Origin of the sequence: Rhizobium sp. AC44/96, from assembly GCF_001692185.1 — a bacterium.
In the GTDB taxonomy this organism is placed as follows: Bacteria; Pseudomonadota; Alphaproteobacteria; order Rhizobiales; family Rhizobiaceae; genus Rhizobium.
In genome coordinates this window covers 25,365-42,424 of record NZ_LXKO01000041.1, presented here as the reverse complement: position 1 = coordinate 42,424, position 17,060 = coordinate 25,365, and the positions used below count along the sequence as shown (strand labels likewise).

At 61.5% G+C, this 17,060-nt stretch carries 17 protein-coding genes; 10 read left to right on the top strand and 7 right to left on the bottom strand.

Going from position 1 to position 17,060, the window contains the following annotated elements; translation table 11 throughout:
* Positions 1 to 3: 3 nt before the first annotated feature.
* The 4 genes from A6U87_RS27100 to A6U87_RS30275 all read right to left on the bottom strand — a co-directional run bounded on the left by A6U87_RS27100 (position 4) and on the right by A6U87_RS30275 (position 3,605).
* Positions 4 to 1,257 (bottom strand): murein L,D-transpeptidase family protein, encoded by a 1,254-nt coding sequence (locus A6U87_RS27100; protein WP_065694424.1) that lies wholly within the window; start codon positions 1,255 to 1,257, stop codon positions 4 to 6.
* Positions 1,258 to 1,453: 196 nt separating this feature from the next.
* On the bottom strand, positions 1,454 to 2,407 hold the full coding sequence (locus A6U87_RS27095; RefSeq protein WP_065694423.1) for an acetyl-CoA carboxylase carboxyltransferase subunit alpha: 954 nt from the start codon (positions 2,405 to 2,407) through the stop codon (positions 1,454 to 1,456).
* Between the two features lie 63 nt (positions 2,408 to 2,470).
* Positions 2,471 to 3,424 carry a site-specific tyrosine recombinase XerD gene (xerD, locus tag A6U87_RS27090; RefSeq protein ID WP_065694422.1) on the bottom strand — a complete coding sequence of 318 codons (954 nt, stop codon included), beginning with the start codon at positions 3,422 to 3,424 and terminating at the stop codon, positions 2,471 to 2,473.
* Positions 3,425 to 3,428: 4 nt separating this feature from the next.
* Positions 3,429 to 3,605: a hypothetical protein gene (locus A6U87_RS30275; protein ID WP_198928773.1), complete on the bottom strand. Its 177-nt coding sequence runs from the start codon at positions 3,603 to 3,605 to the stop codon at positions 3,429 to 3,431.
* A 146-nt stretch (positions 3,606 to 3,751) separates the two neighbouring features.
* On the opposite strand from A6U87_RS30275, the gene A6U87_RS27085 reads away from it, so the two are divergent.
* The 4 genes from A6U87_RS27085 to A6U87_RS27070 all read left to right on the top strand — a co-directional run bounded on the left by A6U87_RS27085 (position 3,752) and on the right by A6U87_RS27070 (position 7,378).
* The gene (locus A6U87_RS27085; RefSeq protein ID WP_065694421.1) at positions 3,752 to 4,339 is read left to right on the top strand and encodes a shikimate kinase; all 588 of its coding nucleotides are present in this window, start codon (positions 3,752 to 3,754) and stop codon (positions 4,337 to 4,339) included.
* On the top strand, positions 4,339 to 5,466 hold the full coding sequence (gene aroB / locus A6U87_RS27080) for a 3-dehydroquinate synthase (protein ID WP_065694420.1): 1,128 nt from the start codon (positions 4,339 to 4,341) through the stop codon (positions 5,464 to 5,466). The genes A6U87_RS27085 and aroB overlap by 1 nt, the downstream gene beginning before the upstream one ends.
* Positions 5,463 to 6,773, top strand: coding sequence for an HlyC/CorC family transporter (locus A6U87_RS27075; protein ID WP_065694419.1), 1,311 nt, complete (start codon positions 5,463 to 5,465; stop codon positions 6,771 to 6,773). Before aroB ends, A6U87_RS27075 begins: the two co-directional genes overlap by 4 nt.
* Positions 6,774 to 6,898: 125 nt before the next feature.
* On the top strand, positions 6,899 to 7,378 hold the full coding sequence (locus tag A6U87_RS27070; RefSeq protein WP_065694418.1) for a DUF2938 domain-containing protein: 480 nt from the start codon (positions 6,899 to 6,901) through the stop codon (positions 7,376 to 7,378).
* A 59-nt stretch (positions 7,379 to 7,437) separates the two neighbouring features.
* Here the strand turns inward: A6U87_RS27070 and A6U87_RS27065 are convergent, their stop codons facing one another.
* Positions 7,438 to 7,719: a BolA family transcriptional regulator gene (locus A6U87_RS27065; protein WP_065694417.1), complete on the bottom strand. Its 282-nt coding sequence runs from the start codon at positions 7,717 to 7,719 to the stop codon at positions 7,438 to 7,440.
* A 105-nt stretch (positions 7,720 to 7,824) separates the two neighbouring features.
* On the opposite strand from A6U87_RS27065, the gene A6U87_RS27060 reads away from it, so the two are divergent.
* From A6U87_RS27060 to A6U87_RS27040, 5 genes are all read left to right on the top strand, one after another.
* Positions 7,825 to 8,439 carry a J domain-containing protein gene (locus A6U87_RS27060; RefSeq protein ID WP_065694416.1) on the top strand — a complete coding sequence of 205 codons (615 nt, stop codon included), beginning with the start codon at positions 7,825 to 7,827 and terminating at the stop codon, positions 8,437 to 8,439.
* A gap of 313 nt (positions 8,440 to 8,752) precedes the next feature.
* The gene (gene cobS, locus A6U87_RS27055) at positions 8,753 to 9,745 is read left to right on the top strand and encodes a cobaltochelatase subunit CobS (protein ID WP_065694415.1); all 993 of its coding nucleotides are present in this window, start codon (positions 8,753 to 8,755) and stop codon (positions 9,743 to 9,745) included.
* A 12-nt stretch (positions 9,746 to 9,757) separates the two neighbouring features.
* Entirely contained in the window at positions 9,758 to 11,659 is a 1,902-nt protein-coding gene (gene cobT / locus A6U87_RS27050) for a cobaltochelatase subunit CobT (RefSeq protein ID WP_065694414.1), read from the top strand.
* A gap of 6 nt (positions 11,660 to 11,665) precedes the next feature.
* A complete protein-coding gene (locus tag A6U87_RS27045) occupies positions 11,666 to 12,658 on the top strand; it encodes an esterase-like activity of phytase family protein (RefSeq protein ID WP_065694413.1) in 993 nt (330 codons plus the stop codon).
* Positions 12,659 to 12,774: 116 nt separating this feature from the next.
* Positions 12,775 to 13,467, top strand: coding sequence for an LssY C-terminal domain-containing protein (locus A6U87_RS27040; RefSeq protein ID WP_244499580.1), 693 nt, complete (start codon positions 12,775 to 12,777; stop codon positions 13,465 to 13,467).
* 33 nt (positions 13,468 to 13,500) lie between these two features.
* Here the strand turns inward: A6U87_RS27040 and A6U87_RS27035 are convergent, their stop codons facing one another.
* The gene (locus A6U87_RS27035; protein WP_065694411.1) at positions 13,501 to 14,391 is read right to left on the bottom strand and encodes an SDR family oxidoreductase; all 891 of its coding nucleotides are present in this window, start codon (positions 14,389 to 14,391) and stop codon (positions 13,501 to 13,503) included.
* A 127-nt stretch (positions 14,392 to 14,518) separates the two neighbouring features.
* On the opposite strand from A6U87_RS27035, the gene A6U87_RS27030 reads away from it, so the two are divergent.
* Positions 14,519 to 15,472, top strand: a complete 954-nt coding sequence (locus tag A6U87_RS27030; protein ID WP_065694594.1) for an AraC family transcriptional regulator — start codon at positions 14,519 to 14,521, stop codon at positions 15,470 to 15,472.
* A gap of 21 nt (positions 15,473 to 15,493) precedes the next feature.
* Here A6U87_RS27030 and A6U87_RS27025 read toward each other — a convergent pair whose 3' ends face one another.
* Positions 15,494 to 16,942, bottom strand: coding sequence for an amidohydrolase family protein (locus A6U87_RS27025; RefSeq protein ID WP_065694410.1), 1,449 nt, complete (start codon positions 16,940 to 16,942; stop codon positions 15,494 to 15,496).
* Between the last annotated feature and the right edge of the window lie 118 nt (positions 16,943 to 17,060).

Below are 17,060 nucleotides of genomic sequence, written 5' to 3'. Positions count from 1 at the left end.
CCATCAGTCCTTGGCCCAGAACTTCCAGAAGGGCTTCTTCGACGCGACTTCGATCGATTCAGGCTGCTCGACCGGAGCAAAGGCCGTCGCCATCGCGCTCTGCGGTGCCAGTGGGCTTGGAGTCGGCACCGGCACGGTCGCCGGATCGACAATCGCGACTTCGGCTGTCTTTGCAGGGATGGCTGCGGTTGCCGGCGTGGAGCCCGGAGCCGCGTTGGCGGCAATGGTCGTTGCCGTCTTGCTGGCCATCATGTCTTCGAGGTCGGCGATCTTTACCATGCGGCCGGCTTCGAGCGACGTGCCCGTAGGCGCATAGGCAATGTCATGTCCCTTGCGCTGCTTGGCCACGACGGCCTTGCGCTCGGCTTCGCTCGGATCGTACCAGGCCATGCCGTCGAATTGCTTCATGGCCTTGGCGTAGGCCATGTCATACGTCTTGCCGTAGGATGCGAGTGCTGCTGTCAGCGCCGGCGGGGTCGACATCTCCGGGCATTTTCCGGCCGGATTGAAGTCGCCATTGGCCGACTGCTGATTGAAGACGTATTTCTTCTCGCAGACATTGACCTCGGGCGGACGCTTGGTCACTTCGAAATTGTCGTAGCCGACCTTCAGCATGTTCCAGAACTCGATGTTCGGGCTCATGCGGTGCTTCACCATGTTCTCCGCCGTCATGCGGAAGGGGAAGGCTTGAAGCTGCACGGTCGACTGACCACCCTTGAAGGCGTCGCGGGCAAAGGCGTAGATCTGCAGCACCTGCTCGTCCGTCATGGAATAGCAGCCGGAAGACGAGCATGCGCCGTGGATCATCAGGTCCGTACCGCTGCGGCCGTTGACGGCGTCGTACTTGTTCGGGAAGCCCGTATTGATCGCCAGATAGTATTTCGAATTCGGGTTGAGGTTGGCTCGCGTCAGGTTGTAGAAACCTTCCGGCGCCTGCCGGTCGCCCTGCTTCACCTTGGGACCGAGACGGCCGGACCAGGCGCAGATCTTGTAATCGGCGATCTTGTCGAAGCGGTTATCGGTCTTGGCCTTCCAGATCTCGAGCGCGCCTTCTTCCTTGAAGATGCGGATCATGATCGGCGAGTTGCGGTCCATGCCCTTGGCCGCGATCTCGGACAGAATGCGCGGCGGCAGCGGCTCTTCGACCTTGTTCTTCACTTTCGACAGGTCGACCTGCGTGGTCGATTCCAACGCGTCATTGCAGCCGGCCAGGACCAGCGCCATCAGGGAAACATAGGCAAAATGACGAATGCGCATTCAAACTAGCCCAATAACGAGATGCGACCCAATTCGCTTTGCAAACCGGGGACGAAGCGAATCATTGGCCCATTATGGTTGAGAAAACCTTACCAGCCTAATGCCGCGCGCCTGCGTCCCCCGCAAGTCAGAAAGTTATTGATAACATTATTGTGGCCAAGGTTTGGCCCCAATCACCCCGCCCCCGCAACCTGTGTTAGAGATTGCGGCCCATGTTAAGGAATTTCTGGCGTCGATCGTTGCGAAGCTGATCGCCGGAGCGGCTCGAAAGCTCGCCAAGCGCGTTGGCGATCACGTCGCCGGTCGCCGCAATCACGCTGTCCGGATCACGATGTGCGCCGCCGAGCGGTTCGGTGATGATGCCATCGATGATGCCCAGCGACTTCAGATCGTCCGAGGTGATCTTCATGTTGGTCGCGGCTTCCTTGGCGCGCGCGGAATCGCGCCAGAGGATCGAAGCCGCACCTTCCGGTGAGATCACGCTGTAGATCGCATGCTCGAGCATGTAGACGCGGTTGCCGGTCGCGATCGCAATCGCGCCGCCCGAGCCGCCTTCGCCGATAACCACGGAGATGATCGGAACCTTGACGCCCAGACACATTTCCGTGGAGCGGGCGATCGCTTCCGCCTGACCGCGCTCTTCGGCACCGACGCCGGGATAAGCGCCTGCCGTATCGACCAGCGTGATCACTGGCAGGCCGAAACGGTCTGCCATTTCAAGAACGCGGATCGCCTTGCGATAGCCTTCCGGACGGGCGCTGCCGAAGTTGTGCTTCAGGCGGCTCTTGGTGTCGTTGCCCTTTTCCTGGCCCAGCACGGCAACCGGCTGACCACGGAAACGGGCAAGACCTGCCTGGATCGCGGCGTCTTCGGAAAACTTCCGATCGCCGGCGAGCGGCGTGAATTCCTGGAACAGCGTCTTGGCATAATCGACGAAGTGCGGCCGCTGCGGATGACGCGCGACCTGGGTCTTCTGCCAGGCGTTGAGTTTCGAATAGATGTCGACCATCGCTTCGCGAACGCGAACTTCGAGCCGTCCGATTTCATCGGACGTGTCGATGCTCTCGTCTTCCGTCGCGAGCTTCTTCAGTTCGATGATCTTGCCTTCGAGGTCGGAGATCGGCTTTTCGAAGTCGAGATAGTTGTGCATGAGGTGCGTTTCCGTTCCTTGTGCCCAGGGCAATTTTCGTAGGCATGCCCTTTGTCGCCGGTCCTATTCCTGCTTTTTCGCCTGTTTGGCAAGAGGGTGATGCGTTTGGACCAGTTGCTGGAGCCTTTCTTCCAGCACATGCGTGTATATTTGTGTGGTGGAAATGTCCGAATGGCCGAGCAGTTCCTGGACGACGCGAAGGTCCGCGCCGTTGGCGAGTAGATGGCTTGCAAAAGCGTGCCGCATCACGTGCGGCGATATCATAGATGGTGTCAGGCCGGTCCTGATTGCAAGATTCTTCAGATCTCGTGCAAAGACCTGTCGCGGAAGATAGCCCTCTTTCGAGGCTGCGGGAAAGAGCCAGGGGCTCTCTTGCGGGGGCTTAGCGGCTGCCTGTTCGGCAGCCAGCATGCGACCATAGAGCTTCAATGCGGCGATAGCCGACTGCGACAGCGGGACGAGGCGCTCCTTGTTGCCCTTGCCGCGGATCATCAGGAAGCGTCCATCCTGGTCGAGGACGCGGGCGGGAAGCGAGACGAGTTCGCTGACGCGCATTCCGGTGGCATAGAGAAGTTCCAGAAGCGCCAGCATGCGAAGTCGCTGCAATTGCCCGGGCGTCGGATCCTGCGCTTCCGTCTCGGCCTGCTCGAGCAGCCTGCCCACCTCGTCGACGCCCATGGTCTTCGGCAGCGCTCGGCCTTTCTTGGGCGCGTCGAGAATACCCGTCGGATCGTCGATTCGTTGGCCCTCGGCGTAAAGGAACTTGTAGAATTGTCTCATCGCGGCCAGGCGCCGCGCCTGGGAGGAGGCCTTGAACCCTTGCGCTGCAAGCGAGGAGAGGTAGGCCGCAAGATCAGGAGATGAGGCTTCCGTCAAGCGTATGCCCCGGCCGTTCAGGAAGGAGTGGAGATCGTCGAGATCATGTTCGTAGGAGGAAAGCGTATTGGCTGCCGCTCCGCGTTCGGCGCTCATCATCTCCAGAAAAGACTCGACGTGAACGCGGCTGAGGTCCTTCATCGCATCACTTCTTGGTCGGGTTGATCGCGCCCGTGGCCGGAGGGTTGATCCGCTCCGACGGAATACGGATTGTCACGTCTCGCTCCTGCGGCTCGACGAAAGTAACAAGTGCCCACATCGTTCCGTATATCGCTCCGGCGATGACCGCCAATACGGCCAGAAAACGGAACAGGCTCGGCATTCAACAACTCCATGGCTTTGCTTCTTTATGAAGAAGCGTGTTTGCAAGTGCAAGAAGGAGCTTTTGAACCATGATTCCCTTGCCCGCGACTTGACGCTACACCTGCATTTGTCGATACCGTTCGCAAACAAAGTGTGAATGGACCAATGAGCGACCCAGTTCTGACCGTTGCCGATAGCCTGAAAGACAGAGCTCGCGCTGCGCTCGGTTCACGCAATCTGATCCTTGTGGGATTGATGGGCGCCGGCAAGTCCTCGGTCGGACGGATCGTTGCCAGCCAACTTGGTATCCCCTTCATCGACAGCGATGCGGAAATCGAGCGTGTTTCGCGAATGTCGATCAGCGAGCTCTTTGCTGCCTACGGGGAAGAAGAGTTTCGCGCTCTGGAGACCCGGGTGATGAAGCGGCTGCTCAAGGGTGGCCCTCGCGTCGTTTCCACCGGCGGGGGCGCCTTCATCAATGACCGTACCCGCAGGCATATCAAGAAGGGCGGCGTTTCGGTATGGCTGAAGGCCGAGCTCGACGTCCTGTGGGAGCGTGTCAACAAGCGCGACACGCGGCCGTTACTAAAGACGGAAAACCCGAAGACCACGCTCGAAAACCTGATGAACGCCCGCTATCCGATTTACGCGCTCGCGGACCTCACGGTCATGTCGCGAGATGTCCGCAAGGAACTCATGGCCGACGAAGTGCTCAAGGCCGTGGTCGACTCTCAAACTGAAAGTGCAGCCTGATGAATGCCGTTGCCGCCGCCGAACGCAAAGTCCATGTGCCGCTCGGTGAGCGCGCCTACGACATCCTGATTGGCCCTGGTCTTATCGCGCGGGCGGGCATCGAAATCGCCTCGCGGGTGAAGGGGCGCAAGGCTGCCATCATAACCGACGAGCATGTGGCGCCGATCTACCTCGAAGCGCTGGTGCAGAGCCTTGATGCATCGGGGATCGCGTCGGCGACATTGGTGCTTCCGGCTGGCGAGAAGACAAAGAGCTTCGAGCATCTGATGACCGTTTGCGACAAGGTTCTTGAGGCGCGCATCGAGCGCAACGACTATGTGATCGCGCTTGGCGGCGGCGTCATTGGCGATCTGTCGGGCTTTGCCGCGGGCATCGTGCGCCGTGGCGTGCGCTTCGTCCAGATTCCGACTTCGCTGCTGTCGCAGGTGGATTCCTCGGTCGGGGGCAAGACCGGCATCAACAGCCGCCATGGCAAGAACCTGATCGGCGTATTCCATCAGCCCGATCTGGTGCTCGCCGATACGGATGTCCTCAACACGCTCAGCGAACGCGAATTCCGTGCCGGCTACGCCGAAGTGGCGAAATACGGCCTGATCGACAAGCCCGACTTCTTCGCCTGGCTGGAAGCGAACTGGCAGGCAGTGTTCGCAGGCGGATCCGCACGCATCGAGGCGATTGCGACGAGCTGCCAGGCAAAGGCAGATGTCGTCGTTGCCGACGAGCGCGAGACCGGTCAGCGGGCGCTGCTCAATCTGGGCCACACCTTCGGCCATGCGCTGGAAGCCGCGACCGCCTATGACAGTGCGCGTCTCGTCCACGGCGAAGGTGTTTCGATCGGGATGGTGCTGGCGCATGAATTCTCGGCCCGCATGAACCTGGCAAGCCCCGACGATGCGCGCCGCGTCGAACGCCATCTGAAAGAGGTCGGCCTGCCGACGCGGATGTCCGAGATCCCCGGTGCGCTGCCTCCCGCGGAGGTGCTGATGGATGCGATCGCGCAGGACAAGAAGGTCAAGGGCGGCCAGCTCACCTTTATCCTGACGCGTGGCATCGGTCAGTCCTTCGTCGCAAATGACGTTCCCGCCTCCGAAGTGTTGAGCTTTCTGAAGGAAAAACATCCACAATGACCGTCGAAGGCACGCTGGCATTTCTTTCCGCATATTGGCCGGAAATCCTTTCCATCGTGGCCCTCGTTCTCATGTCGGCGTTCTTTTCCGGTTCGGAGACAGCCCTGACGGCTGTGTCGCGCAGTCGCATCCACACGCTTGAAGCCAACGGTGAGGAGCGTGCGGGCATCGTTCGCGAGCTGATCGAGCGGCGTGACCGGCTGATCGGTGCTCTGCTGATCGGCAACAACCTTGCGAACATCCTGTCGTCCTCGATTGCGACCAGTCTGTTTCTCGGGCTCTTCGGCAGCTCTGGCGTCGCGCTCGCCACCCTTGCGATGACGGTCATTCTCGTGATCTTTGCCGAGGTGCTGCCAAAAAGCTGGGCAATCTCGATACCCGAGCGGTTTGCGCTCGCGGTGGCATTTGCCGTCAAGGTATTCGTTGCCGTCGTCGGACCGCTGTCGTCCTTCGTGAATCTCATCGTACGCTGGATCCTCTCGCTCTTCGGCATCAACCTGTCGCGCGAGACTTCGATGCTTTCGGCCCACGAAGAGCTGCGGGGGGCCGTCGACCTGCTGCATCGCGAGGGGTCGGTAGTCAAGGCCGACCGAGACCGGCTGGGCGGCGTGCTGGACCTTGGTGAACTGGAACTTTCCGACATCATGGTTCACCGCACATCCATGCGCGGGATCAATGCGGACGATCCGCCTGAGGTGGTCGTGCGGACGATCCTGGAAAGCCCGTTCACCCGCATGCCGTTGTGGCGAGGCTCGACCGACAACATTATCGGTGTCGTCCACTCCAAGGATCTGCTGCGTGCGCTCGCCGAGCGCGACGCCGAGCCGGAGCACCTGGACATCGTCAAGATCGCCCAGAAGCCGTGGTTCGTTCCCGACAGCACCAACCTCGAAGCGCAATTGAACGCTTTCCTGCGCCGCAAGCAGCATTTCGCAGTGGTCGTTGACGAGTATGGCGAAGTGCAGGGCATCGTTACACTCGAGGATATCCTGGAAGAGATTGTCGGCGACATTTCCGACGAGCATGACATCGAGATGCAGGGCGTGCGGCAGGAGGCCGACGGTTCGATCGTCGTCGACGGCAATGTTCCGATCCGCGACCTGAACCGCGCTCTCGACTGGAACCTGCCGGATGAAGAGGCGACCACGATTGCCGGGCTGGTCATCCACGAGTCGATGACGATCCCCGAGGAGCGGCAGGCCTTCACCTTCTATGGCAAGCGCTTTATCGTCATGAAGCGGGACAAGAATCGCATCACCAAACTGCGTATCCGGCCGGCCGAGGAGAACGAGGCCAATCCGGCGTGAAGCAATTCCAGGAAAAGTGCGTGGCGGTTTTCCGTCCGGAATTGCGCAAGACACAGAATTGACCACCATCATTGCGCGCTGCGGGGAGGAGTTCTCAAGGCGAGCAGCATCATTATGGATTTGATATGTTTGATATTTTTTTGCGCTCTGTCGTCATCGGCATCGGCGCGACTGTTCTCATGGACATCTGGGCAGTCATCCTCGGCAAGCTGACGGGCGACGGCCTGCCCAACTGGGGGCCGCCCGGTCGCTGGGTCTGGCATCTCGCCAAGGGTAAGGTCTTTCACGACGACATCGGCAAGGCCGAGCCTTATAAGCACGAAGTCGCGCTCGGCTGGGTCTTTCATTACGTCGTCGGCATTCTCTACGGCATCATCCTGGTGATCCTGACCGGCCCCGGCTGGCTGGACGCGCCGACGTTCCTGCCTGCCTGGATCTGGGGCATCGTGACGATCGCCGCCGGCTGGTTCCTGCTGCAGCCCGGCCTTGGCATCGGCTGGGCGGCATCCAAGACGCCGAACCCCACCAAGGCTCGTTTCCTCGGTCTCGTCGCCCACACGGTCTTCGGTTTCGGCCTCTATGCGACGGCGCTGATCATCCGCTAAGTCGATGGGCAGCGGCCTTGGGAAAAGGCGGCTGCATCCCCATATAGCGTTCTGTCCGCCTACCAGCGCACCGGCTCGCCGGGCGCTGCCGGCTCCACGGCCAACGCATGCAATCCGGCATCCAGCTCCGGCTTCAACAATTCCGTAATGGCGCGGTGACGCGCCAGCCGTGTCATGCCGGCGAATCGGGCGGATACGATGCGTACGCGCATGTGGGTCTCGCCGGTTCCCGTGATGTCGGGCTGGTGACCGGCGTGCAGATGACTTTCGTTGATGACGCTCAGGCGTTCGGGCGCGAAAGCCGCCACCAGCTTTTCTTCGATGGAGGATTGCAGGGTCATGGTCCGATCTTGCCGCTTGCGAAAAAAGGTTCCCACCAAGCCAGCAACATTCCCGTTTGTCAATTCTTGTCGTCCACTCTTCTGGGCCCCATAATTAGCGCCGTCATGAGACTCGATTCCAAATACTTCGACCGCATCCGCACCCGCCGCAAACGCGAGCAGGAACCCGAACAGGCTCCCCCATCCTGTCAGTGGGACGGCTGTGACAAGAAGGGCGTGCATCGCGCGCCCGTCGGGCGCAATGCCGAGGGACAGTTCTTTCTCTTCTGCTTTGAGCACGTCAAAGAGTACAACAAGGGCTACAACTACTTCTCCGGCCTGTCGGACGGCGAGATCGCGCGTTACCAGAAAGAAGCCATCACCGGGCATCGTCCGACCTGGACGGTTGGGGTCAACAAGTCGGCCAAAGACAGCCCGATCCAGTCTGAGGTCCGTTCCGGTGCCTACACCCGCGTTCGTGATCCCTTCGGCTTCGTCAAGGATGCGAAAAGCAGCGGTCCGCGCTTTCCCGAACAGCGCAAGCTGAAAAGCTTGGAAGCCAAGGCCTTCGACACGATGAACTTGGCTGCCAATGCCACATCGTCGGAGATCAAGAGCCGCTACAAGGAACTGGTGAAGAAGCATCACCCGGACGCCAATGGTGGTGACCGCGGTTCCGAAGAGCGCTTCCGCGCCGTCATCCAGGCCTATCAATTATTGAAGCAGAACGGTTTTTGTTAATTCCCGTCCTTGCTCTTGGTCTTCAATCAGGTATGGTCCAGATCGGCTGAGGCCGCAGGCAACCGCGGCATGTGTTTCTGCGTTTGTCCCACAGGCGCCTCGGTCACTTCCGGACGCGGCGTTTCTTGTCCGGGACTATGTTCAAGAATGCTCGCTAGCGATCGACGTGTTCGCCCCCGAGGTTTCGTTTCAGTCCCGGAGAAGCATCGCCGACGTTCCGACATGAGCGGGCGCGGAGTTTCTCTGCGGCGTCATGGTTGCGAAATGGGCTAGACAATTTGGTCGGGTGTCGGTCACCCGCCTTGGAGACATGATGAGCAAGATTGACCTTGATATTTCGGAGCTTCCGGACACCACCGTTTCGGTCAGGGAGGTCTTCGGCATCGATTCCGACATCCGCGTTCCGGCCTACAGCCAGGGCAGCGCCTATGTTCCGGATCTCGATCCCGATTATCTCTTCGACCGCGAAACCACGCTCGCCATTATTGCCGGTTTTGCTCATAACCGACGCGTGATGATCTCCGGCTACCACGGCACCGGCAAGTCCTCGCACATCGAACAGGTCGCAGCGCGCCTCAACTGGCCGTGCGTGCGTATCAACCTCGACAGCCATGTCAGCCGTATCGATCTCGTCGGCAAGGATGCCATCGTCGTCAAGGATGGCCTGCAGGTTACCGAATTCAAGGACGGCATTCTGCCCTGGGCCTACCAGCACAATGTCGCGCTCGTCTTCGACGAATACGACGCCGGCCGCCCTGACGTCATGTTCGTCATCCAGCGCGTGCTGGAATCGTCCGGTCGCCTGACGCTGCTCGACCAGAGCCGCGTCATCCGTCCTCACCCGGCGTTCCGCCTGTTTGCGACGGCAAACACGATCGGTCTCGGCGACACCACCGGCCTCTATCACGGCACGCAGCAGATCAACCAGGCGCAGATGGACCGTTGGTCGATCGTCTCGACGCTGAACTACCTGCCGCACGACCACGAAGTGAACATCGTTGCCGCCAAAGTGAAGAGCTTCGGCAAGGACAAGAATGGTCGCGATACCGTCTCCAAGATGGTGCGCGTCGCCGATCTGACCCGCGCTTCGTTCATGAACGGCGATCTCTCGACCGTCATGAGCCCGCGTACGGTCATCACCTGGGCCGAGAACGCCGAGATCTTCGGTGATATCGCCTTTGCCTTCCGCGTCACCTTCCTCAACAAGTGCGACGAGCTGGAGCGCCCCTTGGTTGCCGAACACTATCAGCGCGCCTTTGGCGTCGAGCTGAAGGAAAGCGCTGCCAATATCGTTCTGGAGGCCTAAGGCCGATCGATCATGGCAGCTCGTGGTGACAATTCGAAAGCAAAGCCCGGTGCGCCCGTCGACGTGGAGCCGTTGCGCCGGGCGATAACTGGCAGCGTGCGCGCAATTGCCGGCGACGGTGAGGTCGAGGTGACCTTCGCCAACGAACGCCCCGGAATGACGGCGGAGCGCATTCGCCTGCCCGAGCTTTCCAAGCGCCCGACGATGCACGAGCTGGCGGTAACCCGCGGGCTCGGCGATTCGATGGCGCTGCGTCTCGCCTGCCACGACGAGAAAGTGCATGCGACGATGGCGCCACAGGGCTCCGACGCCCGCGCCATCTTCGACGCCGTCGAGCAGGCGCGCGTGGAATCGATCGGCGCCCTGCGCATGGAAGGCGTGGCCGCCAACCTGCGCTCCATGACCGAAGAGAAATACGCCAAGGCGAATTTTTCCGGCATCGAGCGGCAGGAAGACGCTCCCGTCGGCGAAGCCGTCGCCATGATGGTTCGCGAGAAATTGACCGGCCAGAAGCCGCCGGCATCGGCAGGCAAGGTGTTGGATCTCTGGCGACCCTTCATCGAGGAGAAGGCCGGGACTGAACTCGACAATCTTGCTGAGGTGATCACCGACCAGCAGGCCTTTTCGAAGGTCATCCGCAACATGCTTTCCGCCATGGAAATGGCGGAGGAGTATGGCGACGATGACAGCGATCCTGATTCCGACGACCAGCAGGACGAGGAAGACAAGCCCGGCGGCGACGAGCAGGAGCAGGACGAAGTCGACGACGACGCCGGTTCGGATGCCGCGCCCGTCGAAGACAGCGAAGTTGCCGACGAGCAGATGGAGGACGGCGAGACCGAAGGCGCCGAGATCTCCGACGACGACATGATGGAAGAAGGCGACGACGATTCGGAAACGCCGGGCGAAACCCGCCGTCCGAATACGCCCTTCGACGACTTCAACGAGAAGGTCGACTATCACGTCTTCACCGAGGAGTTCGACGAGACGATCACAGCCGAGGAGCTGTGCGACGCCGCCGAGCTGGAGCGCCTGCGGGCTTTCCTCGACAAGCAGCTTGCGCACCTGCAGGGCGCCGTCGGTCGTCTGGCCAACCGCCTGCAGCGCCGCCTGATGGCGCAGCAGAACCGCTCGTGGGATTTTGACCTGGAAGAGGGCTATCTCGATCCGGCGCGCCTGACGCGCATGATCATCGACCCGATGCAGGCGCTGTCCTTCAAGATGGAGCGGGACACGCAGTTCCGCGATACCGTCGTGACGCTGCTGATCGACAATTCCGGCTCGATGCGTGGTCGTCCAATCACCGTTGCCGCCACCTGCGCCGATATCCTGGCCCGTACGCTCGAACGTTGCGGCGTCAAGGTCGAGATCCTGGGTTTTACCACCAAGGCCTGGAAGGGCGGGCAGGCGCGCGAACAGTGGCTCGCCAACGGCAAGCCGCAGACCCCGGGCCGCCTCAACGATCTGCGCCACATTATCTACAAGTCCGCCGATTCTCCGTGGCGTCGCGCCCGCAGCAATCTTGGCCTGATGATGCGCGAGGGGCTGCTCAAGGAAAACATCGACGGCGAGGCGCTGATCTGGGCGCACAATCGCCTTCTTGCCCGGCGCGAGCAGCGCAAGATCCTGATGATGATTTCGGACGGTGCGCCGGTCGACGATTCGACGCTGTCGGTCAATCCGGGCAATTATCTGGAACGGCACCTGCGGGCCGTGATCGATCGCATCGAGACCCGCTCTCCGGTCGAGCTTCTGGCTATCGGCATCGGCCACGACGTGACGCGCTACTATCGTCGCGCCGTCACCATCGTCGATGCGGACGAACTGGCCGGCGCCATGACCGAGCAGCTTGCCTCGCTCTTCGAGGACAAGACTGCGCAGCCACGCGGCGGGCGTGCCCGTCGCGCCGGCTGATTGCGGATGGGCGCTACCTTCGCCCGAGCGGCGGTGATCGTTCTCGGCCTGGCGGCGGGGATGCCGCCGGCTTTGGCTGACGAGGCCGTGGTCAAGAGTTCGGTCATTTCCGCTTTCAAGATAGGCTCGAACGAGACACGGTTCGGGCCTTTCGAGTTCTTGGGTGGCTTGGAGATGGTTTCTCCCAACCGCCTGTTCGGCTCCCTGTCATCGATCCGCTTTGAGAGCGACCAGACTCATTTCGTCGGCGTTCTGGACACCGGCCAGTGGATGACGGGCCGCGTCGAGCGCGATGCGAAGGGACGTCTTTCCGGCCTGGCGGAAGTGGACATCACGCCGATGAAGAACCGGGCTGCGCAGAGCTTCGAAGGCAAGGGTCATATGGACGCGGAGGGACTGGCGCTGCATGGCGATCGCGTGCTGGTCTCCTTCGAGCAGGACCACCGTGTCGATGTCTACCCAAACCCAGGCTTCGAAACATCCCGCGCCATCGACACGATCCCCATTCCCTTCCAGAGACGCTCCTTGCGCTCCAATCGCGGCTTTGAAACGGTGGCCGTGGCGCCGCAGGAGAGCCCGCTGAAAGGTGGAACGCTGATCGTTGCCGAGCGCAGCCTGGATGTCGATGGCAATGCCTATGCGGCCATTCTCGACGGTCCGCTCAAGGGGCGTCTGGCGCTCGCTCACTACGGCGACTATGACGCCACGGACGGTGTCTTTCTGCCGAGCGGCGACCTGCTGTTGCTGGAGCGTCGCTTCAACATGGCGGAGGGCATCGGCATGCGCATCCGTCGCATAAAGTCGACCGATATCAAGCCTGATGCCGTCATGGACGGTGAGGTTCTGATGCAGGCTGACTTCGGCTATCAGATCGACAACATGGAAGGTATCGACGCCTTTACGGCAGCCGACGGCACCACGCACGTCGTAATCGTCTCCGACGACAATCATTCCATCCTTCAGCGCAACCTGATGCTTGAGTTCCGTCTGGTGGAGTAGCCGGAGGCGGTTCGCTCCACCAAATTTCGGTGTTCGATCGGACAACCGGAATGATGTATGGTGCGCCAGGGTGGAGCGGGGCGCAGACGGGGATGCGACAGCGAACAAAAACGCGAATGGCGATGAGCGGCTTGCTGGTGCTGCTGGCAGCCTATCTGATGCTTGCCTATTTCGTGGTTCCGGAGATCTGGATTTTCCGTGATGCCAGCCGGGTCGCCGACTTCGGCCCCATGGTCACGCGCACCGAACAGGACATTCCCGGCGATCCGATCAATGTCGGGCTTGTCGGGTCCAAGGAGCAGATCCTCCGGGCATTCACCGCCGCCGGATGGGACCCCGCCGACAAGGTGACGCTGCGCACCTCGGCCGAAATCGGCCTGAGTGTCGTGCTTGATCGGCCCGACCTCGATGCTCCGGTCAGCCCGCTGCTTTTCGAGGGTCGCAAGCAGGATCTGGCGTTCGAGAAGGCCGTTGGAAAGAGTGCCGACGAGCGCAACCATGTGCGCTTCTGGCAGACCAAGGAGATCGGTGACGACGGCCGCCCGATCTGGTTAGGCTCGGCGAGCTTCGATCGCGGCGTTGGCTTCAGTCACGATACCGGCCAGATCACCCACCACATCGGCGCCGATGTCGATGCCGAGCGGAACCTGTTGATCGGCGATCTTCTCAAGGCAGGACAGTTGGCCTCGACCTACGAGATTGCGGGTGTCGGGGCAACGAAGACGGGCCGCAACGGCGGCGGCGATCCCTACTTCACCGATGGCAAGGCGCTGATTGGGGTTTTGGCCGTCAAGGACAACACGCCGTAGCGGCAGCGGGCGCGCTGCCGCTACGGCGACAGGCTAGGCGTTGAAATAGGCCGGCCGGTCGAGATCGGCAATCAGCCCGGGATGCGTCGGCTGCCAGCCCAGGAGTTCCCTTGTCCGCTGGCTTGTCGCAGGATTTCCCATCCCTGCGAAATGCGTGAACCAGCCGAAGTGGTCGGCCGCTTCCTCAGCGGATTTGGCGACGACCGGCACGCCCAGTCGACGACCAATGACGGCGGCGATATCGCGGAACGGTATGCCTTCCTCGGCCACGCCGTGATAGCGGGCGCTTCCCGAACCGTGCTCGAGGACCAGCCTGTAGAGCTGCGCCGCATCCAGCCTGTGGACGGCTGGCCAGACATTCAGTCCTTCACCGATATAGGCCGCAACACCCTTTTCGCGGGCGATGCCGATCAGAAGCGGGACGAATCCGTGATCGCCATCGCCGTGGACGGATGGTGGCAAGCGGACGACCGATACCGGTGCGCCTCGGGCGACCGCCGCTGCGGCGGCCTCCTCGGAAGCGACGCGCGGGATCGACTTTGACGCTGGCATATCGTCTTCGGTCGCCAGCCGCCCGTGCGGGAGAAGCCCTGTTCCTGAGGTGATGACCAGCGGTCGATTGCTGCCGGCAAGCGCGTCGCCGAGCGCTTCGATGGCGCGCCGATCGATCTCGCAGTTCTCCTTGAATTTGGAGAAGTCGTGAATGAAGCCGGTGTGGATGACGCCGTCGGCGGCTGCGGCGCCGCTACGCAGGCTTTCCAGATCCTCCAGGTGGCCGCGGTGGACGCCGGCACCAGCGGCCGCAAGAGACGCGGCGGCCGTGTCCGAGCGGGCAAGCCCGACCACCTGGTGGCCCGCCCGAATGAGTTCCTGGACGACTGCAGAGCCGACGAAACCGGTGGCGCCGGTGACGAAAACGCGCATGATAATCTCTCCTTGGTTGCTGTCCGGCGACCGCTGGCGGCGCCGTGTTGACCCAAGGCTAGGCGACTGAGGAAATACGGTCTATGCTGTATTGTCCGTATTATCTTCGCAATCGTCCGGGATGCCGATGGATCCGCTCTCAAATGTGCTGTCGCTGCTTAAGCCTCGCAATCATCTTTCGGCCGGTTTCGAGGCTGGCGGAGCTTGGGCAATACAGTTTCCTGACCAGCAGGGAGGCATCAAGTGCGGTGCCATCGTCTCCGGCGAATGCTGGCTTTCGGTCGAGGGAAGCGCGGAGCCGGTTCGCCTTCAGGCTGGAGACTGCTTTCTTTTGCCGAGCGGGCGGCCCTTTCGTCTCGCGACGGATCTCGGTCTGACACCGGTTGCCGCAAGCACGATCTTCTCGCCGCTGCGCAAAGGCGGTATCGCCACACTGAATGGCGGTGGGGATTTTTCTCTGGTCAGCAGTCGCTTCGGCCTATCGGGCAATCACGCCGACATCCTGCTGCGGATGCTGCCGCCGATCGTTCTTCTTCGGGACGAGGCGAGCCAGGCGGCGCTGCGCTGGTCTGTCGAACGCATGATGCAGGAGTTGCGCGAGCAGCAGCCGGGTGGCTACCTGGTCGTGCAGCATCTTGCTCACATGATCCTTGTGCAGGCGCTGCGTCTGCATCTGGCCGAGCAATCGGGAAACGGTGTCGGCTGGCTCTTTGCGCTCGCCGACAGGCAGATGAGCGTGGCGATGAATGCGATGCACGACGATCCGGCAAGGCGTTGGACGCTGCAGGCGTTGGCCGCCCGTGCCGGCATGTCGCGGTCTACTTTCGCTCAGAGATTCAAGGAGACCGTCGGCACTTCGCCGATGGAATATCTGGCGCATTGGCGGATGCTGCTCGCCAGCGACAGGCTCGAAAATTCCAGGGATCCGATCTCGGTTATCGCACCATCCCTCGGCTACGAGTCCGAAGCGGCCTTCAGCACGGCTTTCAAGCGCGTCATGGGCTGCTCGCCACGGCAATATAGCCGCGGCCAGCACGCGGTCTCGGCTGCGGACGAGGAGACGTTGCTTGTGGCTGATTGACGGCGAACCCTGGTCGCTGGGCTAGGCCGCCAACGTGTTCTTGAAGACCTTGCCGTCCTTGATGATGACAGCCAGGCTCTTTTCGGGCTGGTTCAGAAGATTGATGTCTTCGAGGGGATTGCCATCCACGACGAGCATGTCGGCGAAGGCGCCTGCCTCCAGCACGCCCAGCTTGCCCGGGTACGGGTTGCGCGGGCCGCTGAGCGCCAGCAGTTCTGCATTCGTCGACGTGGCCATCTGCAGGATCTCGGCGTTGGAATACCAGCGACTGAGATGCGTCAACATCGTTCCCTGCCGTGCCGTCATGTCAGGCGAAAACAGCATATCGGAGCCCCATGCCGTCTTGATCTTGTATTTGCGGGCGAACTCATAAGCGGTGAGGGTGCCGACAAATACCTGTTGCAGACGTTCGGCGGAGGGGCCGGTGAGGGGTACGGAATCTTCCACGCTGAGGAACGGCTGAATACTGAGCCAGATTCCCTTGTCCGCCATCAGCCTTGCCGTGTCCTCGTCCATCAGGTGGGCGTGCTCGATGCAGGCTGCGCCGGCCGCAATGGCGCGCTGTACGGTCTTTGGCGCATAGGCATGGACGGTGACATAGGTATTCCAATCCTGCGCCACTGCGATGCCGGCCCGGAGATCGCTTTCGCTGAATGTGGTCATGTCGAGCGGGCTGCGTGGGGACGAAACGCCGCCGCCACCGACCATCTTGATCTGCGATGCTCCCTGCATGAATTGCTCGCGAACGCGAAGCTGCACCTCGGCCGCGCTGTCGGCGATCATGGCGCCGCCCGACTTTTCGACGATGCTGAGTTGGGCGGGGGTGCGCGGTATGTCCGTCAGCATCCTGAGGTCGCCGTGACCGCCCGAAGTCGTGATCATGGCGCCTGAGGGATAGATCCGTGGACCGGGTATGATGCCGGTGTCGATTGCCTGCTTGAATGTAAAGACCGGACCGCCGACATCGCGGACCGTCGTAAATCCGCGCAACAAAGTGCGCTGCGCTTCCGCCGTTGACGCGGTAAAGATCACGCCGGGATCGCCCGTTACGGCCGTTGCAACGGGGACGGCGGCAAAGAGGCTGTGCCAGTGTGCGTCGATCAGACCGGGCATAAGGAAACGTCCACCGCAGTCGATGACGGTGGCGTCCGCCGGCGGCGCGCTGTTGGTGGTGTCGATGGCGGTGATCCGGCTGCCCTCGATCAGGACCTGCACACCGGATTGCGCCGTGGCAGATTTTCCGTCGAACACCTTTGCCTGTTTCAGCAGGATCTTGGATGGGGAGGCGGGAGCCTGCGCGAAGGCGATCGGGGGTGCTGCGGCGGCAAAGAAGGCTGCGCCTAAACCGGCGAGAACGCCTCGCCGGCTGAGATCTTCGAGCCTGCGCGAGGCATGCTGGACCTCAGGTGAAAGGCAACCACAGCCGAAGCCATGAACGAGATGCTGGTATTTCCCACCCAAACGGATCATTGCGTACTCTCCTCCTCAACTCGGCGGCCGATGGCGATAAGTTTATGCAACTATAGGGGGATAGCATGATCAAATAGCCGGACGTTGTCCAGCGAGGTAGCATCAAGAATGGGTGTAA